Source organism: Halohasta salina (assembly GCF_024178165.1).
GTDB classification, from domain to species: Archaea; Halobacteriota; Halobacteria; order Halobacteriales; family Haloferacaceae; genus Halohasta; species Halohasta salina.
The window spans coordinates 48,379-65,648 of sequence record NZ_JAMZIE010000007.1 but is presented as its reverse complement, the minus strand read 5'-3'; the positions used below and the strand labels follow the sequence as shown (position 1 = coordinate 65,648).

Genomic DNA, 17,270 nt, shown 5'->3' with positions numbered 1-17,270 from the left:
CCCATGGCGACACAGACCGACCAGTCGACCAACCGACTCGATACGTTCCTGACGTTCGTCTCGGAGCTGCTGGCGTCCTACGACAAGCTGGAAATGTCGCGCAAGCGGTATTTCCTTACCATTCTGTTGCCGGCGCTGGTCGTGTTCGTGGCGACGATCGCCGCGGCGGTCCTCCTGACGGTCCCGCTGGTCGTTCGACTGCCGCTGCCGCTGCTCGGGCTGTTGATCATCACTGCTGCGGTCGTCTATCCCAAGATCTACGTCAGCCAGCGTCGCATCGCCATCGAAAACCAGTTTCACCTGGTGATGACCCACATGACGGTGTTGTCGCTGACCAACATCGACCGGATGGAGGTCTTCCGGACGCTGGCCACCGAAGAGGAGTACGGCGCGCTCGCCGAAGAACTCGGTCACGTCGTCCATCTGGTCGACACCTGGAACCAGAGCCTCGACGACGCCTGTCGACGGCGGGCCAAGGAGGTCCCCAGCGACGCGCTGGCGGACTTCTTCGAGCGGCTCGGCTACATTATGGGCGCGGGTCAGGAGATGAAGGACTTCCTCGTCAACGAACAGGACATCATGATGGACCAGTACAGCACCGTCTACGAGGGCTCGCTGGACAACATCGAGGTGATGAAGGACCTCTACATGTCGATGATCCTCTCGATGACCTTCGCGCTGGTGTTCGCGGTCGTACTCCCCATTCTGTCGGGTGTCAACCCTACGCTGACGGTCGTCGGCGTGATCGTGATGTTCTTTTTCGTCCAGCTGGGCTTCTTCTTCATTATCCGGACGATGGCCCCGTACGATCCGGTCTGGTACTTCCCGGAGGCCCGGTTCGTCGAGAACCGGAAGATCTGGGGGTCGCTGGCGTTTGGCGGGATCGGCTCGATGGTGCTGGTCGTCTTCATGGGGCTGGGTTTTCTCGGCATCGGGCCGGGCGTCGACGGGCTGTTGTTCTTCATCGAGGAAGTGCCGCTGCCGACCTACATCGCCTTCCCGGTCGCGCCGCTGTTGGTGACCGGGATCGTCCTCCGAAACGAGGAACAGAAGATCCACGGCCGTGACGACCAGTTCCCGAACTTCATCCGCTCGCTGGGGTCGGCCGAGAACGCCAAGCAGGCGACGACGTCGGTCGTCCTCGAAACGCTCAAAGAGAAGGACTTCGGGGCACTGTCGCCCGACATCAACCGGCTCTACCGCCGACTCATGATGCGGCTCGACCCCGATCAGGCGTGGGGCGAGTTCTCTATCGAGTGTCGGTCCTACCTCATCCAGAAGTTCAGCGAGATGTTCTTGGTCGGTCGACAGATGGGTGGCAACACCAAGCTGCTGGGGGAGATCATCAGCACCAACATGAACCAGATCAACCAGCTCCGCACCAAGCGGAAGCAGGCGGCGACCACGCTGATCGGCCTGCTGTACGGGATCACCGCGGCGGCGACGTTCGCCTTCTTCATCGGGCTGGAGGTCGTCAACATCCTCGCGGAGTTCTCGACACAGCTCGAAATCTCGCAGTTCAACCTCGGCCAGATCATCTACCCTAGTGCGTACAACATCCCGCTGATCGAGTACCTGCTGCTGTTGGTGATCCTGTTCAACGCCGCACTGTCGTCGGTCATGATCCGCACCATCGACGGCGGGAACAAGGCGACCGCCTACATCCACTTCGTCATGATGACGTGGCTCGGCTGTTTGACCGCGGTCTTCACCCGTGAAGTCGTCAGCATCATCCTCTCGATCTGAGCGCCGCCGACCGTCGACTTTTATCAGCCGGCCGTCGAACCAGCGTCCATGAGCGACCCCTTTCCGACCTTCGAGGTGATCCCCGCAGTCGACGTCCAAGACGGCGAGGTCGTCCAACTCGTCGCGGGTGAACGCGGTACCGAAAAACGGTACGGCGAGCCGCGCGCCGCGGCCGACCAGTGGGTCGACCAGGGGGCCGAGACGCTGCATCTCGTCGATCTCGACGGAGCCTTCGAGGGCGAACGCGTCAACAGCGCGGCCTTCGAGGCGATCATCGACACCGCGGACGTCGACCTCCAACTCGGCGGCGGGATTCGCACGGCCGACGACGCTGTCGAACTGCTCGATCTGGGCGTCGACCGCGTCATCCTCGGGACCGCAGCGGTCGAGACCCCGGAGATCGTCGGCGAGATCTCCGAGCAGTACCCCGGTACGGTGATGGTGAGCCTCGACGCCAAGGACGGCGAAGTCGTCGTCTCGGGATGGACCGAGTCGACCGGCCTCGACCCTGCGGAGGCCGCTGGGCGCTACGAGGAGCTGGGTGCGGGCGCGATCCTCTTTACGAACGTCGACGTCGAGGGACAGTTGGAGGGCGTCAATACGGAACTCGTGGGTCGAGTGTGTGAAGCCGTCGACATCCCGGTGGTCGCCAGCGGCGGGGTGGCGTCGGTCGACGACGTTCTCGAACTCCGGGACGCCGGCGCGGCGGCAGTCGTCGTCGGCACCGCCCTCTACGAGGGGGCGTTCACGCTGGCGGCGGCGATCGAGGTTGCCTCCACGTAGGTCGCTCCTCCACATTCGGATAGCAACTACCGCGCGGGACGGTTCAGGAGGACAGATCCGATCGGGACTGTTAAGCATTCGTTCGGAATACGATGTATCAATGAAACGGCTCTTGTTGGTCGGACTCGTGGTCGCTGCCGCCGTCGCAGGGGGTGGTCTGATCGCCGTTTGGGGCGACGCGACCCCTGACCGAACCAGTACGGCGTTTCTGTATGTAGAGCAGATCGATGAGCCGGGGGATGCCGAGGGAGCAGTGATCGAGTACGAGGCCCTCACAGCCGCCCAGCAGACGGTCTTCGAGCGGGCAGTCGCCGACGAGTTCACAGAGATCCCCGACGACACCAACTCCCCGGTGTGGTACGACAGTGATGCCGTGCGATACCAGAATGGAACGTATCAACTCACTGTGGCCGAAACCTAGCGCTCCCGACGACAGAGGGGGGTACGGAGGAACAGCCCTCGACTGGGTCCCCAGTGCGCGATGTCGACGATCGAACCGAACGGACAACAGCGCAACCACCATATTCCCCGCGTGTTTCAGTACCCCTATGAGCGACTCACGCGCCGCCGCCGTCAGCCGCGAAACCGGCGAGACGACCATCGAGGTCACACTGGCTCTCGACGGCGACGGCGAGTCGACCGTCGACACCGGCATCGGCTTCTTCGACCACATGCTGACCGCGCTGGCCACACACGGCCTGTTCGATCTCACCGTCCGGTGTGACGGCGATCTCGACATTGACGACCACCACACCGTCGAGGACGTGGGGATCACTCTCGGGGAGGCCTTCGACGAGGCGCTGGGCGACAAACGCGGCATCGTCCGCTACGCCGACCGCCGGGTACCGCTCGATGAAGCACTGGCCTCCGTGGTCGTCGACGTCAGCGGTCGACCCTACTTCGTCTTCGACGGCGACTTTTCACAGGACCAGATTGGCGACTTCACGAGCGACATGGCCCGACACTTCGCCGAATCGCTCGCCCTCAACGCCGGGCTGACGCTCCACGCCGAGATCATCGCGGGCGACAACGCCCACCATGAGGTCGAGGCCCTGTTCAAGTCGCTGGCGCGGGCGCTCGACGACGCGACGCGAGTCGACGAGCGGCGGAGCGACACGCCGAGCACGAAGGGCGAACTGTAGCGGATGGACCGGCATCACACTTCGTTAGGAGGCTACTAACGATGTTCGACGAGATCATGGAGAAGTTCGAGGGGTCTCCGAGCCAGCAGGCGGTCATTCGCCTGCTGCTGGAACGCGGCTTCTCGGTCAACGAGGAGGGCCGGGTGGTTTCGGGCGGCATCGAGATCCCCTACACCGGGATCGCCCGCGAGATCGACGTCGACCGCCGGGTGGTCGATTCCACCACGGATGCCATTCGCTCCGATCCCGAACTCCAGCGGATCTTCGCGAACATTTCGGCGATTCCGAGCCTCCGGGATCTCGCGCCCGTCCTCGATCTCACCGTGATGACCGTCGAAGTAGAGGCCGCCGACGCCTCGGGGATCGTCGCCGAGGTCACCGGCCTCATCGCCGACCACGAGATATCGATCCGCCAGATCATCAGCGAGGACCCCGAGTTCACCGACGAGCCACAGCTCCACATCATCACCGACGAGGCCGTCCCCGGCGACCTCCTCCTGTCGATCCGCGAGCTACCGTTCGTCCGGCGCGTCGAGTTCTGACCATGCCGGCCACGATCGAGCGCCTGTGTCGACTGGCCGCGATTCAGGCCGCCCTCGTCGTCGCCGCGATCCACCTCCTCTGGGCGATTCCCCGGCTTTCGGTCTCGCTCCTCCGGAACCCGGTCGCCGACAGCCGCCCGTTCCTCTTCGTTCCCGCTGCCTTCCTGTTGGTCGCGGTCGCGGCGGCGCTGTTCCGCGGCTACCGCTATCGCCGGCTCAGCGCCCTCGGCGGCGGGACGCTGGCGGCGTTGCTGGTCGGCTACTGGCTCTGGACCGACGGCCCGCTCGCCGCGGCGCTGGCCGCCGAGCCGCTGGCGGCGGTGTCGAAAGCCGTCGAACTCGTCGGTATCGTCGCCTTCGGGCTGCTGTACTACCTCCACCACCCCGACCGGTTCGGCTCGCCCATCCCATCCGCAGAGGAGTAGCCCACCCCGCCGTCGACGGGGCTTTTTACGTTCGTCGCCAACCCGCGGCCGTGAGCGATCCGTTCCGAACCGTCGACGGCCGCGGCGAAGCGACACTCGACCGACAGGGCTCGGAGTTCATCGGCGTCGTCGAGCCGGTCGACACCGTCGACGAGGCCGAGGCCGTCATCGCCGAGGAACGCGAGACCTACCCCGATGCAACTCACCACGTCCCGGCCTACCGCGTTCCCGCGGGCGAGGCCTCGGCCGATCAGTTGGGCGAGACCATGCTCAGGGAGTGGTGTAGCGACGACGGCGAGCCCAGCGGCTCGTCGGGAAAGCCGGCGCTCAACGTGCTCGTCCAACAGGATCTCCAGCACCTCGTGGCGGTCGTCACCCGGTATTATGGCGGGACTAACCTCGGTGTCGGCGGGTTAGCCCGTGCCTACTCCGCGGCAGTCAAGCGGGCCGTCGACGATGCGGGGATCGTCGAGACGGTGCCACACGAGCGATTCACCGCGACCGTCGCGTACGACGACTCCGGTACCGTTCGGGGGATCTTGGAGTCGGTCGACGTCGAGTTCGAGGCCAGCTACGACGAACGGGCCTCGTTTGCGGTTCGGGTGCCCGTCGACGACGCCCCGGGCCTCAGAGAGCGTCTGTTGAACGCGACGAGCGGGCGGGTCGAACTCGACTAGTCGGTCGTTCGGAACGCCCGGTCGCCGGCGTCGCCGAGTCCGGGGACGATGTAGCCGTTCTCGTCGAGCCGGTCGTCGATCGCGACCGTCAGGAGGTCGACCTCGGGGAACGCCTCGTCGACGCGGATCAGGCCGGCCGGAGCCGAGACCGCCGAGAGCACGAAGAGGTTCTCGTAGCTGTCGGTCACATCGCGGACGTGATCGAGGACCTTGCACATCGTCGAGCCCGTCGCCAGCATGGGATCGGCGACGATGACGGTGTCGTCGGGGCTGATATCCGGGAGCTTCACGTAGTCGATGGTGATCGGGAACTCGCCGTCGTCGTCCATCCCCGCCGACTCGTCGCGGCCGGCGGAGATGACACCCTGTTTGGCCCGTGGGAAGGCCTTGAGCAGCCCCTCGACGAAGGGGGTTGCGGCCCGGAGCACGTTGATGATGACGACGTTGTCGAGGCCTTTGACGCGCTCGCCGGTCGTCTCGGCCAGCGGCGTCTCGATCGGGACGAACTCGGTGTCCATCGCACCGTCGATGATCTCGTAGCCGCAGATCCGGCCCAGCCGGACGAGGCCTTTCCTGAAGGCGACCTGTTCGGTCTCGGTCGATCGGAGCGTCGACAGCGTGTCCTGGGCCAGCGCGTGCGTAATGAGATGGGCGTGATCCCGCGTTTCAATCGCCATACGGCGTACAGTGGGGTGGACATAAATAAAAGAGTCGACCATCCCGTAGCGCTACAAGCCCGCGGGCCGTGGTCCCGGTATGCACACTGCCGAGCAGGCTACGTTAGCCCGACTCCCGTCGGGTGTGGCCGTCGAGACGACCGTCCACCGCTACGGCACCGGCGCGGGGCCCACACTGTACGTCCAGGCCGCCCAGCACGGCCGGGAGCTCAACGGCACCGAACTCCTCCGTCGGCTCCACGGCCGACTCACCAGCAACGATTCGCCAGGCCCCCACCATACCGACCTCGACGGCACGCTGATCGCCGTGCCGGTCGCCGACCCGCTGACCTTCGATCGGGTCTCCTACACCACGCCCGAACCCATCGACTCGGCGGCACCCAACATGAACCGGTGTTGGCCGGGGGACGCCGACGGCTCGATCCACGAGCGGATGGCCGCCCGGCTCTGGGCCGACATCGAGGGAGCCGACGCCATCGTCGACCTCCACACCGGGAGCCCCGAGATGCTGACCCACACGGTCTACCTCCGGGGTGACGCTGAGTCCCGGCGACTCGCCGAGGCCTTCGGCACCAACCTCCTGTTGGCCGAAGCCGCCGGCGCCGAGGCCGACGCCGAGTGGGACACCCGCGATTTCGACGGCAAACTCCGCGTGGCGGCGACCCGCGAGGGGATCCCCTCGATCACGCCCGAACTCGGCTCGAACAAGCAACTCGATCCGGCGGCGGTCGAAACCGGCCTCGACGGGCTCTTTGGCGTGTGTCGACACCTCGGGCTGCTCGATGGCGCGCCCGAGCCGTGGGACGGCACCCGCGCCAGAAACCACCTCGGTCGGGTCCGGGCCGCGGAGTCGGGGTTGTTCGTGGTCGACGACGGTGTTGAACTCGGAGCCGAGGTCGCGACTGGCGATACGTTCGGGACGGTGTACGCGCCGACGACGTACGAACCGCTCCAGACCGTGACCGCCGACCGCGAGGGGATCGTCTACTCGGTCGCCCGGGAGTCGACCGTGACGGCGGGCCAGACGCTCGTGGGGATCGCCGAGCGGCTGTGAGGCCGCGTCAGTGCGTCGTCCAGCCGCCGTCGATCGGGAGGTTCACCCCGGTGATGTAGGAGGCGCTGTCCGAAGCCAGGAACGCCGCCGGCTCGGCGACCTCCTCGGGTTCGGCGACGCGGCTGATTGGGGTCTGGTTGAGGACGAACTCGTAGAAGGAGTCCTTCTCGAGTTCCGACTCGGTCATCGCCGTCCGGACGAACCCCGGACAGATGCTGTTGACGCGGACGCCCGCCTCGGCGTAGTCGACGGCCGTCGTCCGGGTGAAGTTGACGACCGCCCCCTTGGCGGTCGCGTAGGCGGCGGTCTGTGGTCCGCCGACGAGCCCGAAGACCGACGCCACGTTGAGGACACAGCCCGACGACTCCTTGAGGTATGGCATCGCCGCCCGCGTTCCGTATATCACGCCGTTGAGGTTGACCTCCAGCAGTTGCTGCCAGTCGTCGAGCGAGGTGGTCTCGACGGTGCCGGTCAGCCCGATCCCGGCGTTGTTGACCATGATATCCAGCCCGCCGTGTTCCTCGACCGTCCGGTCGACGAGGTCGGTCACCGCGTCGTAGGAGGAGACATCACACTGGATGAACGAACAGCCGAGTTCCTCGGCCGTCTGTCGGCCGTTCTCTTCGGAGCGGTTCGCGATGACGACCGACGCACCCTGATTGAGGAACTCCTCGGCGATCGCCTTCCCGATTCCTGCCGATCCACCGGTAACGATTGCAGTCTTTCCTGAAAGCATACATGCAGTTGAGACCCACGTGAGTTATTGTATTTTTCGGAGAATAAAATTACATAATTTACATAGCTGTCCGGCCGCACCCGATAGGCGGTGGTCCGCCGGGTCGGCCGAGGCCGAGTCAAACGGTTCATTATCGGTCGCTGATTTCTCGGCGTATGGATCTTGCCGACCACCACGTTCTGGTCACCGGCGGCGCGGGCTTCGTCGGGGCACACCTCGTTTCCCGACTGCTCGCCGACGGCTCGGCCGTAACGGTCGTCGACGACTGTTCGAACGGCTCCCGCGAGCGGGTCGCCGACGACGCAGAGTTCGTCGAAGCCGACCTCACCGACCCCGCATCCCTCGACGGCGTCCTCGACGACGTCGACCTCGTGTTCCACCTCGCGGCCTCGAAACTCGTCGACACCGACCGGCCACACGGCCAGTTCGAGGACAACACGAAGATGACCCGCAATCTGCTCGAAGCCATGGCCGACGCAGGCGTCACGAAGATCGCCTACACCTCCTCGTCGACAGTCTATGGGGAGGCCCCCCGTCCGACCCCCGAGGACTACGCCCCGCTCGAACCGATCAGCGCCTACGGCGCGAGCAAACTCGCCGACGAAGGGCTGCTGTCGGCACGGGCCCACAGCCACGACCTGACCGTCTGGAACTTCCGCTTTGCGAACGTCGTCGGATCGGGCCTCCGCGGCGCGGTGATCCCCGACTTCATCGAGAAGTTGGTCGACGATCCCGAGACGCTGACGATCCTCGGCGACGGCCGCCAAGAGAAATCCTACCTCCACATCGACGACTGCGTCGACGCCATGCTGCACATCGTCACCACCGCCGACGACGCGGTGAATACCTACAACCTCGGCACCCGGACGACGACCTCGGTCGACCGGATCGCCGCCATCGTCGCCGACGAGATGGATCTCGACCCCGACTACGAGTACACCGGCGGCGACCGCGGCTGGACCGGTGATGTCCCGAAGATGCGTCTGTCCATCGAGAAGCTCTCGGCGCTGGGCTGGGAGCCCGAACTCAGCAGCGACGAAGCTGTCCGCCGTTCGACCCGCGCACTGATCGACGAACTCCGTTGATCGTTCGTTCCGGATACCGCGGCCAGGCGTCTCGAACCCGGCCCCTGATCAAGTTTTAGGCAGGCTTAAAAACCTCTGGGCGAACCGGGAGTGTATGCATCGCGCCGGCACCGGACTGGCAGGCCGCCTTCGAGCCGCGGCGACGCGCCGTCGACTGGCCATTCTGGGGACGGTGGCCGTCTTCGCCGGGCTCGTCGTCGCCTTTCGGGACGTCGACGTCGCCTCGGTCATCGCGGCGATGGCCCGCGCCGACTCACGACTGCTCGCGGCGGCGGTCGGCCTCTACGCGCTGTCGTGGCCGCTCCGGGGCCGCCGCTACGGCGACGTGCTGGCGGCGACCGGCCACCCCCTCGGCACGCGGTTTCTCACCTTGGCCGTGTTTCTGAGCCAGACGGCCAACCTCGTGTTGCCGGCCCGGGCGGGCGACGGGGTGCGGGCCTACGTGCTCCAAGCCCGCCGTCAGGTGCCCTACCCCGCCGGCTTCGCCTCTCTGGCGGTCGAACGCGTCTTCGACCTCGCCGCGATCGCAGTCCTCGGTGGCCTCGCCACGCTGTGGCTCGCAGTCGGTGGCGACGTCGGCCCGCTGACCCTGCTCGCCGAGGCCGAACGGGGCCGTACCGCACTGCTGGCTGCGGGGGGTGTGACCGCGGTGACGCTGGCGGTTGGCGTCTCGACGGTCGCCGCTGCCCGCTCTCGGTTCCGACCGGGAGCGGTCGCCACCGCCGTCGTCGACCGGTTTCCACGGCTCGACCCGCTGGTCGCGGCGGTCGTCAGTTTCGCCAGTGACGTGGCCGTCGTCGCGCGGAACCCACGCGCGATGGTCGTCGTCGGGGCCGAGAGTCTGGTGGTGTGGGCCCTGGACGTCGCCACGGCGATCCTCGTCCTCGCGGCCCTCGACGGCAGTCTCGCGGTCGGCCACCTGCTCGTCGTCGGCACCCTTGCGGTCAGCGTCGGCAACCTCGCCAAAGTGCTGCCGCTCTCCCAGGGCGGGATCGGCCTCTACGAGGCCGCCTTCACCGCGCTCGTGGTCGCGCTGACGCCGCTGGGTGCGAGTACCGCTCTCGCCGCTGCCGTCGTGGACCACGCGTTGAAAAACGCCGTCACGCTCGTCGGTGGCGCCGTAGCCATCGCTCGGCTGGGGGTCTCACCCACCGAGGCCGCCGAGCAGGGGACCGCTGCCGAAACCGCTCAGTAGAGGCTACCGACGGAGATCGACAATTCTTTAGGAGTGCCTAAAAAGATTCAGCTACCGAAATGAGTCAGGATATCTGCGTCGTTGTGCCGACGATCCGGGAGTACGAGTGTATGCGGTCCTACTTCGAGAACGCCCGCGAGCACGGGTTCGACCTCTCGCGGCTCCACGTCGTGCTGGTCACCGAGGACTTCTGTGAGACCGACCAGATGGAAGCGATGCTCGAGGAAGAGGACGTCGACGGCGAGGTCTTCGACGGCAGTCGCCGCGAGGAGTGGTTTGAGGCCCACGGCGTCGCCGACTACAGCCACATCATCCCCGCCGCCAGCCACGCCGAGACCAGCTTCGGCCTCCTCTACATGTGGGCCGGCGACTACGAGTACGGCTTCTTCATCGACGACGATACGCTGCCCCACGACGATCAGGACTTCTTCGGCACCCACATGGCGAACCTCGCCTTCGAGGGCGAGATCGAGTCGGTTGCCTCCGACGAGCAGTGGGTCAACGTGCTCTACCAGAACGCCGACGAGCACGAGTTGTACCCGCGCGGCTATCCCTACTCGGCGATGCACGAGAGCGTCGACACCGGGACGACGGAGATCGACGGCGGCGAGATCGTCGCTTCTCAAGGCCTGTGGACCAACGTGCCGGACCTCGATGCCGTCCGCATCCTGATGGACGGTGACCTGCAGGGACAGGCCCAGACCCGAACCACCGCCGACGACTTCGGTGACGACTTCGTCGCTGCGGAGGGCCAGTACCTCACCGTTTGCTCCATGAATCTCGCGTTCCGCCGCGAAGTGATTCCGGCGTTCTACCAGCTGCCGATGGACGAAAACGAGTGGGACGTCGGCCGGTTCGACGACATCTGGTCGGGGGTCTTCCTCAAACGCGCCTGCGACATTCTCGGCAAACAGATCTACAACGGTGCGCCGCTCTGTGAGCACAACAAGGCTCCCCGCAGCACCTTCGACGACCTCAACAACGAGGTCCCCGGCCTCGAACTCAACGAACACCTCTGGGAGATCGTCGACGACGTCGGCGGCGACGTCTCGCCCGACGACGACGAGCCCTACGCGGCGATCTTCGCGGCGATGGCCGACGAACTCGCCGACGGCGACTTCTCGGAGTACAACAACGGCGCGTTCTTCAATTACATCGGCGAGTTCATGAACGACTACCTCGACTGCCTCGAGGCCATCGAGTCGACCGCCTGACGCCGGGCGAACCGACGAGTATAAGTTGTTTTAGGTTAGCCTAAAAATATGACACGACAGAACGATCCGCAGCGCTCGAACCGTCGACGCTTCCTCGCGGGATCGGCGGCGATCGGCGCAGTGACGCTCGCAGGGTGTACGAATCTGGTCGGCGACGGCGGCGGCAGCGAGGAGACCGCCGGCTCGACGGTCGGCCAGATCGGATCTGGCCGCGAGGGCCGGGATGCTCCCGGCGGGACGCCGGTCGCGGAGATGCCCGATCTGGAGGGTGAACTCACGATCTACTCGGGCCGCGGGGAGTTCCTCGTCGGCCAGCTGATCTCGTTCCTCGACGACACCTATCCGGACTTCGAACCCATCGTCCGCTACGGCGACGGCAGCGACCTCGTCAACCAGATCATCAGCGAGGGTGCTGGGACGCCGGCCGACGTCTTCTATACCGTCGACTCCGGCGGTCTCGGCGCGCTCGCCGATGAAGGCCGAACCCAGGACCTCTCGTCGACGATCACCGATCTGGTTCGCGACGAGTTCCACACCGACTCCTGGACCGGGACCTCCGGCCGCGCCCGATCGATTCCGTTCAACACCGACGCCTACAGCGACTCGGAGCTCCCCGCGAGCATCATGGAGTTCCCGGAGTTCGAGGGCGACCTCGGCTGGGCTCCCTCCTATCCGTCCTGTCAGGGCTTCGTGACTGCAATGCGGCAGCTAGAGGGCGAAGAGGCCACTCGCGAGTGGCTGGAGGGCGTCGTTGAGGCCGGCATTCAGGCCTACGACGACGAGCTTCGGGTCTCACAGGCGGTCGCCGACGGCGAACTCGACGCCGGCTTCGCCAACCACTACTACATCCAGCGCGTGCTGGCCGGCTCGCCCGACGCGCCGATCGAGACCGCCTTCACCGAGGGTGATGCGGGCTCGATCTTCGATGTCGCCGGCGCGGCCGTGATCGACGAGGCCGACGACCCCGACCTCGCGGAGAACTTCATCCGCCACCTGCTGTCGGCCGAAGCCCAGGAGTACTTCGCCGTCGAGACCTACGAGTACCCCCTGATCCCCGACGTCGACCCCGTCGGTGAGCTGCCGACGATCGACGAACTCGACGTGCCGGACCTCCGGCTCGCCGAACTGTCGGACGTCCAGGCGACCATCGACCTCATGCGTGAGGTCGGCATCGAAACGTAGCGTGTCACTCCCCGCCCGACTCCGGCGTCGGCTCGCCGCCGTCGACCGCCAGCAGTGGCTCGCCGCGGCCGTTGCCGCGCTGTCGGGTGCCGTCGTCTTCCTCATCGCGCTCGTCGTCTTCCCCTACCACTCGACGAACCACGACGAGGGCGTCTATCTCATGCAGGCCGCCATGCTACTGGAGGGCCGCCTCGAACTGCAGGCCGGGGAACTGGCCGAGGCGTTCCGGCCGTGGTTCTTCATCGAGGACGGCGGGCGGCTCTACTCGAAGTACAGCCCGGTGCCGGCGGCGATGTACGCCGTCTCGATGGCCCTGTTCGGCGAGCCGCGGGTGACGCTGGCGCTGATCGCCGCGGGCTCGACCGCGCTGGTCTACCGGCTCGGATCGACCGTCGCCGACCGGTCGACCGGCCTCGTCGCGGCGGCCGTCTTCGCGGCCGCACCGATGACGCTGTTTACCTCGGCCGTGTTTCTGCCGTACGCGCCGACGACACTGCTGAATCTCGCGTTTGCGGTCGCCTACCTCCACGGCGTCCGTACAGGGTCGACGCGGGCGGCGGCCGCGGCGGGGATCGCTATCGGACTGGCCTTCTTCGCGCGGCCCTACACCGCCGTGCTGTTCGCCGCGCCGTTTATCGCCCACGCGCTGTGGACGATCTGGCGGGCACTCCGTCGACGCGAGGTGTTGATCGCCCGCACCGACCTGCGGTTCGGTTCGCTGCCGGATCCGGTTCGGCGCAACGGCCTGACCGCGCTGGGCGGACTCGCCTTCGTCGGCCTCACGCTGGCCTACAACCGCCGACTGACGGGCTCGCCGCTGGTGTTCCCCTATCAGGTGTTCGCCCCCCGCGACGGGCCGGGGTTCGGCACCCGAGAGATCCTCGATCACTCGGTCGACTACACCCTTCCGCTCGCGATCGAGGCCAACAGCTACGCGCTGCAGTATCTCGGCACCCGGTGGTTCACCGGCGGCCTCCTCGGTATCGCGGCCGCAGTCGTCGGCCTCGGGGTTGTTCTCGGTCGCTGGCGCGGGATCGGAGAGGGCGTCGACCCCACCGCGGGCCTGCTGCTGGCGGGGCTGTTCGTCTCGGTGCCGCTGGGGAACCTCGCCTTCTGGGGCAATTACAACATGTTGGCGACGCTGAGCGACCCCACCGACGGGCTGGTGGCCCACTTCGGCCCCTTCTACTACTTCGATCTGCTGGTGCCGCTGTCGATCTTTGCGGCAGTCGGCGTCGTCGCCGGCTGGCGGCAGCTCCGCGGGAGCCGGCTGGTCGACCGGCTGGCTCCCCTGTTTGGTGCCGCCACGCGGCGTCGGCTCGCCGTTGCTGCCCTCGTGGTTGGCCTCCTCGCGGTCGGCGGGGCGAACGCGGCGCTGCTGGCCGACCCCCTTGAGGAGAACGTCGAACCCACCCAGACGTTCGAAGTCGCCTACGAGCCGATCGAGGCCGCCGAGTTCGACAACGCGCTCGTCTTCATCCCCGACCCCTACGGCCCGTGGCAGAACCACCCCTTCCAGCCGCTCCGGAACGAGCCCGGCTTCGACGGCGAGGTAGTGTATGCGCTGGACCGCGATCCGGCCGGCGATTTCGCCGTCCTCGATGCCTACCCCAACCGAACCTACTACCGCTACGCCTACCGTGGCGAGTGGACGCCGAACCCCGACGACTACGTCCAGCCGAAACTCGAACCGCTGGCGATCCGGTCGGGGCCGTCGCTGGCCGGCGCGTCGACCGTCGGCGTCCCCAACCGGATCAGCCGGGCGACCGTCCGACTCGAAACCGACTCCGACACTGCGAGCTACGATCTCGACTCGCCGACCCGGAACGTCACCGTCGACTGGACGCTCACGCCCGACGCGGCCCGGCTCGACACCGTTGGCACGGCCGACCGGTCGGTGGCAGTCAACAACACAGCGATTCCGGTCGACGACACCGACGAGGTCCGGCTCCTGATCACGCTGGTCGATCCCGAGGGGTCGACCTTTACCTATCGGCAGGAGGCCGCTGTTCGGTCGGCTGGCGGCAGCGTCGAGGCGGTCTGGCCGCCCGAGCGGACGGTCTGTCCGCTGGTGACGCGGTGTGGCAGCGAGGGGACGTATCTCCCCGACGAGCCGGGGGCTCACCCCTCGTGGGTCGAGTTCGAGACGCGGCTCCAGCTGGTCGACACGACTGATCCGGCAGCCGGTCTGTAGCTTCCGGGTCTCGTTCTCTTCGAGCATCTCGACGGAACGTTGGCGTACCGATTGCAGTGGTCCGAACGGCACCGTTTTGGCCAGTCGACACCACTGTTCGGGTATGCATACGGTTCGCCCAGCCGCGGTCGACGAACGGCTGCAGTCCGGCGACGACCCCTTTGTCCTCGACATCCGACCGACCGCCTCCTACCAACGTGCGGCAATCGACGGCAGCCACAACATCCCGGTGTACAGCGATCTCCAGCGTGGCAACGACGATGTGTTCCGGGACCAACTCGGAGAGATTCCACAGGACCGAGACGTGGTCGTCGTCTGCAAGATGGGGGTCGTTGCCAAACGGGCGACGCGTATTCTCCGCGAGGAAGGGTACGAGGCCGCCACCCTGCTAGGTGGGATGAGCGGCTGGTCGGGCTACCGGAACGGTTCGATCAGCTACAAACTCCGATCGCTGCTGTGGACACTGCGTTGAGCGGGCTGGGAACTGCTGTCGACGCCGACCGGTTCGGCCCTCGGCGACTGTTCGGCTGGCGGGGCGCGAACCGAGGTCGCGACCGAGTCGTCCAGTCGACGCACCATCCGCATGTCGTGGCCGCCGTCGACGACCTCGAAGCCGAGCCGTCGGTAGACGGCGATCGCCGCGCGGTTGCGCCGCTCGACGTAGAGTTCCAGCGCCTCACGGCCGGCGTCGGCGGCGGCCGCAACGATCCGGTTGCAGAGTTCGGTGCCGATCCCGCGGTTGTGGAACTCGGGGTGGACGAAGACGGCCACCTCCGGTTGATCGGCTTCGACCGGCGTGTAGGCGACGTGGCCGACCAGCTGGTCCGGTCCCTCGGCGACGATGTTGTGGCCCTCTTCGAGTAGCGTCTCGACCCACTCCTGCCGCCGGTGGGCGTCGACCGGCGGGAGCCCCTGTGCGCGGTCGGCCGTACTGATGTCGGCGTACATGTCCGCCAGCCGGTCGGCGTCCGCCTCACGTGCTGATCGGAGCCTCCAGCTCGCGCCCTCCTTGTCGACGAACCGTGGACAGCGGGCTTGGCAGTACTCCGTCCCCCGGCACTGTGAGCTGTTCCACCCGTTGTAGCCTGTGGACGACTCGGTCATGAGATACCTGTTATCGGGGGATTTGGCTCCCGCATCGGGGTTTCTGTCCGTGAGCTTCGGGTGGTCCGCCCGACCGAACGGACGATGGCTGATGGCTCAGCCGACGTTTGCAGTGGCGGCACGGCCACCAGCGACTGGTTCGATGCTGCCGTAACCGTATCCGGAACGGCTCCGTTCACCAGTTCGCTTCCGTCGTGTGGCCGACTATGACTGCGTGCCATATACATCATGATTGTTAATGAACAATGTATTAATTCTTTCCCTTCCAGCACGGGTTACAGTTGGCTCTGTCCCCTCGGGGTTTCCTGTTCGGCGCGGATGGAACCGACATCGATCGAACACAGACGCCCAACGTTGTCGCGTTCGTGGTTTGCGATCCACAGGAGCTGTTCGTCTTCGATTTGGGGCGTTGACCGGTGGGTTCTCGGTCGCAGTCGGTCGTGACGATCGTCCGGTCGGCTTCGAGACACGGTTGGAGCCGGTCGAGTACCCGACTTCGCCGGCTCCAACACGGCTTTGTAGCCAACCCACGAAGCTGACGTATGAAGATCGAGTTCGATCGCGACACCTGTATCGGGATGTTCCAGTGCGTCGAGGAGTGGGACGCCTTCGAGAAGAACATGGACGCCGGCAAGGCCGATCTCGCCGACAGCGAGGAAATCGAGGCGGACCTCTTCGTCGCCGAGGTCCCCGAAGACGCCGAGTTCGACGCCGAGTTCGCCGCCCGATCGTGTCCGGTCGACGCCATCGAACTCTACGACGACGACGGTGAACAGGTCGTCTGAAGTCACTCACCACGCCTCGTATATACTCGTGTACTTCTCACCAATCAGTTGTTTCTACGACAAAAGAATAATGTGCTGACTGGTTAAATATAAATTATGCCATTGGATGACACACAGGACAGTACCCCCGGACACTCAAGCCGGTCGACGCGTCATCCGGAGGCGGGCAGGGGCCGACCGCCAGCACGGGCTTCCGGCGGATCGACGCCCCAGTCGGCTCCCCAAGAGACGGCTGTCGACTCTGCCGACCGACTCACCGGCCGGGTCGACGCCGCGTTCGGTCAGCCGACGACCGTCTCGACCGACGCGCTCTCGGCGACGCTCCTCGGCGTCCCACGGATCGCCGTCGACGCCTTCGTCTACCGGCACCAACTGGACTCCCAGACTGACGGCGAGATCAGACCGAGTGCCCTGTTCGACGTCGAAAACACCAGTAGTCGACCGATCCGGTGGGATCCAAACCGAACCTCGTTTATCGGGAGCGACGGCTACACGTACCGCGGAGCCCACATCACCCTCGACCCCTCGCGGCTCGGTCCCGGCTGTCACACCCGGTCGGTCGAGATCCAACCCGGCTGCCGGGCGCGGGTGATGACGCTCGTCGAACGACTGCCAGAGGGTGTCGAAGTCGCCCGGATCGTCCACTCGGTCTCGTCCAGACGTCACGCCGACCAGCGTCTGACGTTCGAACTCCAGTAGCCGCCGACCGGGCTACCAGTGTCGCTGCCG

19 protein-coding genes are annotated in these 17,270 nt (G+C 66.1%); 16 read left to right on the top strand and 3 right to left on the bottom strand.

Annotated features, from left to right (window positions below; all coding sequences use genetic code 11):
• Nucleotides 1-3 precede the first annotated feature (3 nt).
• The 7 genes from flaJ (at nucleotide 4) to NKJ34_RS13275 (ending at nucleotide 5,315) form a co-directional block, all read left to right on the top strand.
• Nucleotides 4-1,746: an archaellar assembly protein FlaJ gene (flaJ, locus tag NKJ34_RS13305; RefSeq protein ID WP_253738804.1), complete on the top strand. Its 1,743-nt coding sequence runs from the start codon at nucleotides 4-6 to the stop codon at nucleotides 1,744-1,746.
• Between the two features lie 48 nt (nucleotides 1,747-1,794).
• Entirely contained in the window at nucleotides 1,795-2,529 is a 735-nt protein-coding gene (gene hisA, locus NKJ34_RS13300; protein WP_253738803.1) for a 1-(5-phosphoribosyl)-5-[(5-phosphoribosylamino)methylideneamino]imidazole-4-carboxamide isomerase, read from the top strand.
• A gap of 100 nt (nucleotides 2,530-2,629) precedes the next feature.
• Nucleotides 2,630-2,950, top strand: a complete 321-nt coding sequence (locus tag NKJ34_RS13295; RefSeq protein ID WP_253738802.1) for a DUF7979 domain-containing protein — start codon at nucleotides 2,630-2,632, stop codon at nucleotides 2,948-2,950.
• A 127-nt stretch (nucleotides 2,951-3,077) separates the two neighbouring features.
• A complete protein-coding gene (hisB, locus tag NKJ34_RS13290; protein ID WP_253738800.1) occupies nucleotides 3,078-3,671 on the top strand; it encodes an imidazoleglycerol-phosphate dehydratase HisB in 594 nt (197 codons plus the stop codon).
• A gap of 41 nt (nucleotides 3,672-3,712) precedes the next feature.
• Nucleotides 3,713-4,213 (top strand): TrpY family transcription regulator, encoded by a 501-nt coding sequence (gene trpY / locus NKJ34_RS13285; RefSeq protein ID WP_253738798.1) that lies wholly within the window; start codon nucleotides 3,713-3,715, stop codon nucleotides 4,211-4,213.
• Nucleotides 4,214-4,215: 2 nt separating this feature from the next.
• Entirely contained in the window at nucleotides 4,216-4,638 is a 423-nt protein-coding gene (locus tag NKJ34_RS13280; RefSeq protein ID WP_253738797.1) for a hypothetical protein, read from the top strand.
• A 50-nt stretch (nucleotides 4,639-4,688) separates the two neighbouring features.
• On the top strand, nucleotides 4,689-5,315 hold the full coding sequence (locus NKJ34_RS13275; protein ID WP_253738796.1) for an IMPACT family protein: 627 nt from the start codon (nucleotides 4,689-4,691) through the stop codon (nucleotides 5,313-5,315).
• Here the strand turns inward: NKJ34_RS13275 and upp are convergent.
• Nucleotides 5,312-5,992: a uracil phosphoribosyltransferase gene (gene upp, locus NKJ34_RS13270; RefSeq protein WP_253738795.1), complete on the bottom strand. Its 681-nt coding sequence runs from the start codon at nucleotides 5,990-5,992 to the stop codon at nucleotides 5,312-5,314. The two genes, NKJ34_RS13275 and upp, sit on opposite strands and share 4 nt — an antisense overlap.
• Nucleotides 5,993-6,071: 79 nt before the next feature.
• Here upp and NKJ34_RS13265 point away from each other — a divergent pair, with 79 nt between their 5' ends.
• Nucleotides 6,072-7,046 carry a succinylglutamate desuccinylase/aspartoacylase family protein gene (locus NKJ34_RS13265; protein WP_253738794.1) on the top strand — a complete coding sequence of 325 codons (975 nt, stop codon included), beginning with the start codon at nucleotides 6,072-6,074 and terminating at the stop codon, nucleotides 7,044-7,046.
• 7 nt (nucleotides 7,047-7,053) lie between these two features.
• On the opposite strand, the gene budC is transcribed toward NKJ34_RS13265, so the two are convergent.
• Nucleotides 7,054-7,782, bottom strand: a complete 729-nt coding sequence (gene budC / locus NKJ34_RS13260; protein ID WP_253738793.1) for a meso-2,3-butanediol dehydrogenase — start codon at nucleotides 7,780-7,782, stop codon at nucleotides 7,054-7,056.
• Nucleotides 7,783-7,937: 155 nt separating this feature from the next.
• Here budC and NKJ34_RS13255 point away from each other — a divergent pair, with 155 nt between their 5' ends.
• The 6 genes from NKJ34_RS13255 to NKJ34_RS13230 all read left to right on the top strand — a co-directional run bounded on the left by NKJ34_RS13255 (nucleotide 7,938) and on the right by NKJ34_RS13230 (nucleotide 15,124).
• Complete coding sequence (locus tag NKJ34_RS13255) at nucleotides 7,938-8,867, top strand: NAD-dependent epimerase/dehydratase family protein (RefSeq protein ID WP_253738792.1); 930 nt, start codon at nucleotides 7,938-7,940, stop codon at nucleotides 8,865-8,867.
• 94 nt (nucleotides 8,868-8,961) lie between these two features.
• The gene (locus NKJ34_RS13250; RefSeq protein ID WP_253738791.1) at nucleotides 8,962-10,062 is read left to right on the top strand and encodes a lysylphosphatidylglycerol synthase transmembrane domain-containing protein; all 1,101 of its coding nucleotides are present in this window, start codon (nucleotides 8,962-8,964) and stop codon (nucleotides 10,060-10,062) included.
• A gap of 59 nt (nucleotides 10,063-10,121) precedes the next feature.
• Nucleotides 10,122-11,276, top strand: a complete 1,155-nt coding sequence (locus NKJ34_RS13245) for an alpha-1 4-glucan-protein synthase (RefSeq protein WP_253738790.1) — start codon at nucleotides 10,122-10,124, stop codon at nucleotides 11,274-11,276.
• A 48-nt stretch (nucleotides 11,277-11,324) separates the two neighbouring features.
• Nucleotides 11,325-12,458 (top strand): extracellular solute-binding protein, encoded by a 1,134-nt coding sequence (locus NKJ34_RS13240; protein WP_253738789.1) that lies wholly within the window; start codon nucleotides 11,325-11,327, stop codon nucleotides 12,456-12,458.
• 1 nt (nucleotide 12,459) lies between these two features.
• Nucleotides 12,460-14,652, top strand: coding sequence for a DUF7846 domain-containing protein (locus tag NKJ34_RS13235; protein WP_253738788.1), 2,193 nt, complete (start codon nucleotides 12,460-12,462; stop codon nucleotides 14,650-14,652).
• Nucleotides 14,653-14,755: 103 nt separating this feature from the next.
• Nucleotides 14,756-15,124 (top strand): rhodanese-like domain-containing protein, encoded by a 369-nt coding sequence (locus NKJ34_RS13230; protein ID WP_253738787.1) that lies wholly within the window; start codon nucleotides 14,756-14,758, stop codon nucleotides 15,122-15,124.
• Here the strand turns inward: NKJ34_RS13230 and NKJ34_RS13225 are convergent.
• Nucleotides 15,088-15,756, bottom strand: a complete 669-nt coding sequence (locus tag NKJ34_RS13225) for a GNAT family N-acetyltransferase (protein WP_253738786.1) — start codon at nucleotides 15,754-15,756, stop codon at nucleotides 15,088-15,090. The two genes, NKJ34_RS13230 and NKJ34_RS13225, sit on opposite strands and share 37 nt — an antisense overlap.
• 542 nt (nucleotides 15,757-16,298) lie before the next feature.
• On the opposite strand from NKJ34_RS13225, the gene NKJ34_RS13220 reads away from it, so the two are divergent.
• Together NKJ34_RS13220 and NKJ34_RS13215 are read left to right on the top strand one after the other, a co-directional pair.
• On the top strand, nucleotides 16,299-16,541 hold the full coding sequence (locus NKJ34_RS13220; RefSeq protein ID WP_253738785.1) for a ferredoxin: 243 nt from the start codon (nucleotides 16,299-16,301) through the stop codon (nucleotides 16,539-16,541).
• A gap of 96 nt (nucleotides 16,542-16,637) precedes the next feature.
• Complete coding sequence (locus NKJ34_RS13215; protein ID WP_253738784.1) at nucleotides 16,638-17,240, top strand: hypothetical protein; 603 nt, start codon at nucleotides 16,638-16,640, stop codon at nucleotides 17,238-17,240.
• Nucleotides 17,241-17,270 lie beyond the last annotated feature (30 nt).

Coding starts and splice junctions, on each gene's coding strand:
- flaJ (WP_253738804.1), top strand. CDS start 4: ATGGCGACACAGACCGACCAGTCGACCAACCGACTCGATACGTTCCTG.
- hisA (WP_253738803.1), top strand. CDS start 1,795: ATGAGCGACCCCTTTCCGACCTTCGAGGTGATCCCCGCAGTCGACGTC.
- NKJ34_RS13295 (WP_253738802.1), top strand. CDS start 2,630: ATGAAACGGCTCTTGTTGGTCGGACTCGTGGTCGCTGCCGCCGTCGCA.
- hisB (WP_253738800.1), top strand. CDS start 3,078: ATGAGCGACTCACGCGCCGCCGCCGTCAGCCGCGAAACCGGCGAGACG.
- trpY (WP_253738798.1), top strand. CDS start 3,713: ATGTTCGACGAGATCATGGAGAAGTTCGAGGGGTCTCCGAGCCAGCAG.
- NKJ34_RS13280 (WP_253738797.1), top strand. CDS start 4,216: ATGCCGGCCACGATCGAGCGCCTGTGTCGACTGGCCGCGATTCAGGCC.
- upp (WP_253738795.1), bottom strand. CDS start 5,992: ATGGCGATTGAAACGCGGGATCACGCCCATCTCATTACGCACGCGCTG.
- NKJ34_RS13265 (WP_253738794.1), top strand. CDS start 6,072: ATGCACACTGCCGAGCAGGCTACGTTAGCCCGACTCCCGTCGGGTGTG.
- budC (WP_253738793.1), bottom strand. CDS start 7,782: ATGCTTTCAGGAAAGACTGCAATCGTTACCGGTGGATCGGCAGGAATC.
- NKJ34_RS13255 (WP_253738792.1), top strand. CDS start 7,938: ATGGATCTTGCCGACCACCACGTTCTGGTCACCGGCGGCGCGGGCTTC.
- NKJ34_RS13250 (WP_253738791.1), top strand. CDS start 8,962: ATGCATCGCGCCGGCACCGGACTGGCAGGCCGCCTTCGAGCCGCGGCG.
- NKJ34_RS13245 (WP_253738790.1), top strand. CDS start 10,122: ATGAGTCAGGATATCTGCGTCGTTGTGCCGACGATCCGGGAGTACGAG.
- NKJ34_RS13240 (WP_253738789.1), top strand. CDS start 11,325: ATGACACGACAGAACGATCCGCAGCGCTCGAACCGTCGACGCTTCCTC.
- NKJ34_RS13230 (WP_253738787.1), top strand. CDS start 14,756: ATGCATACGGTTCGCCCAGCCGCGGTCGACGAACGGCTGCAGTCCGGC.
- NKJ34_RS13225 (WP_253738786.1), bottom strand. CDS start 15,756: ATGACCGAGTCGTCCACAGGCTACAACGGGTGGAACAGCTCACAGTGC.
- NKJ34_RS13220 (WP_253738785.1), top strand. CDS start 16,299: ATGAAGATCGAGTTCGATCGCGACACCTGTATCGGGATGTTCCAGTGC.
- NKJ34_RS13215 (WP_253738784.1), top strand. CDS start 16,638: ATGCCATTGGATGACACACAGGACAGTACCCCCGGACACTCAAGCCGG.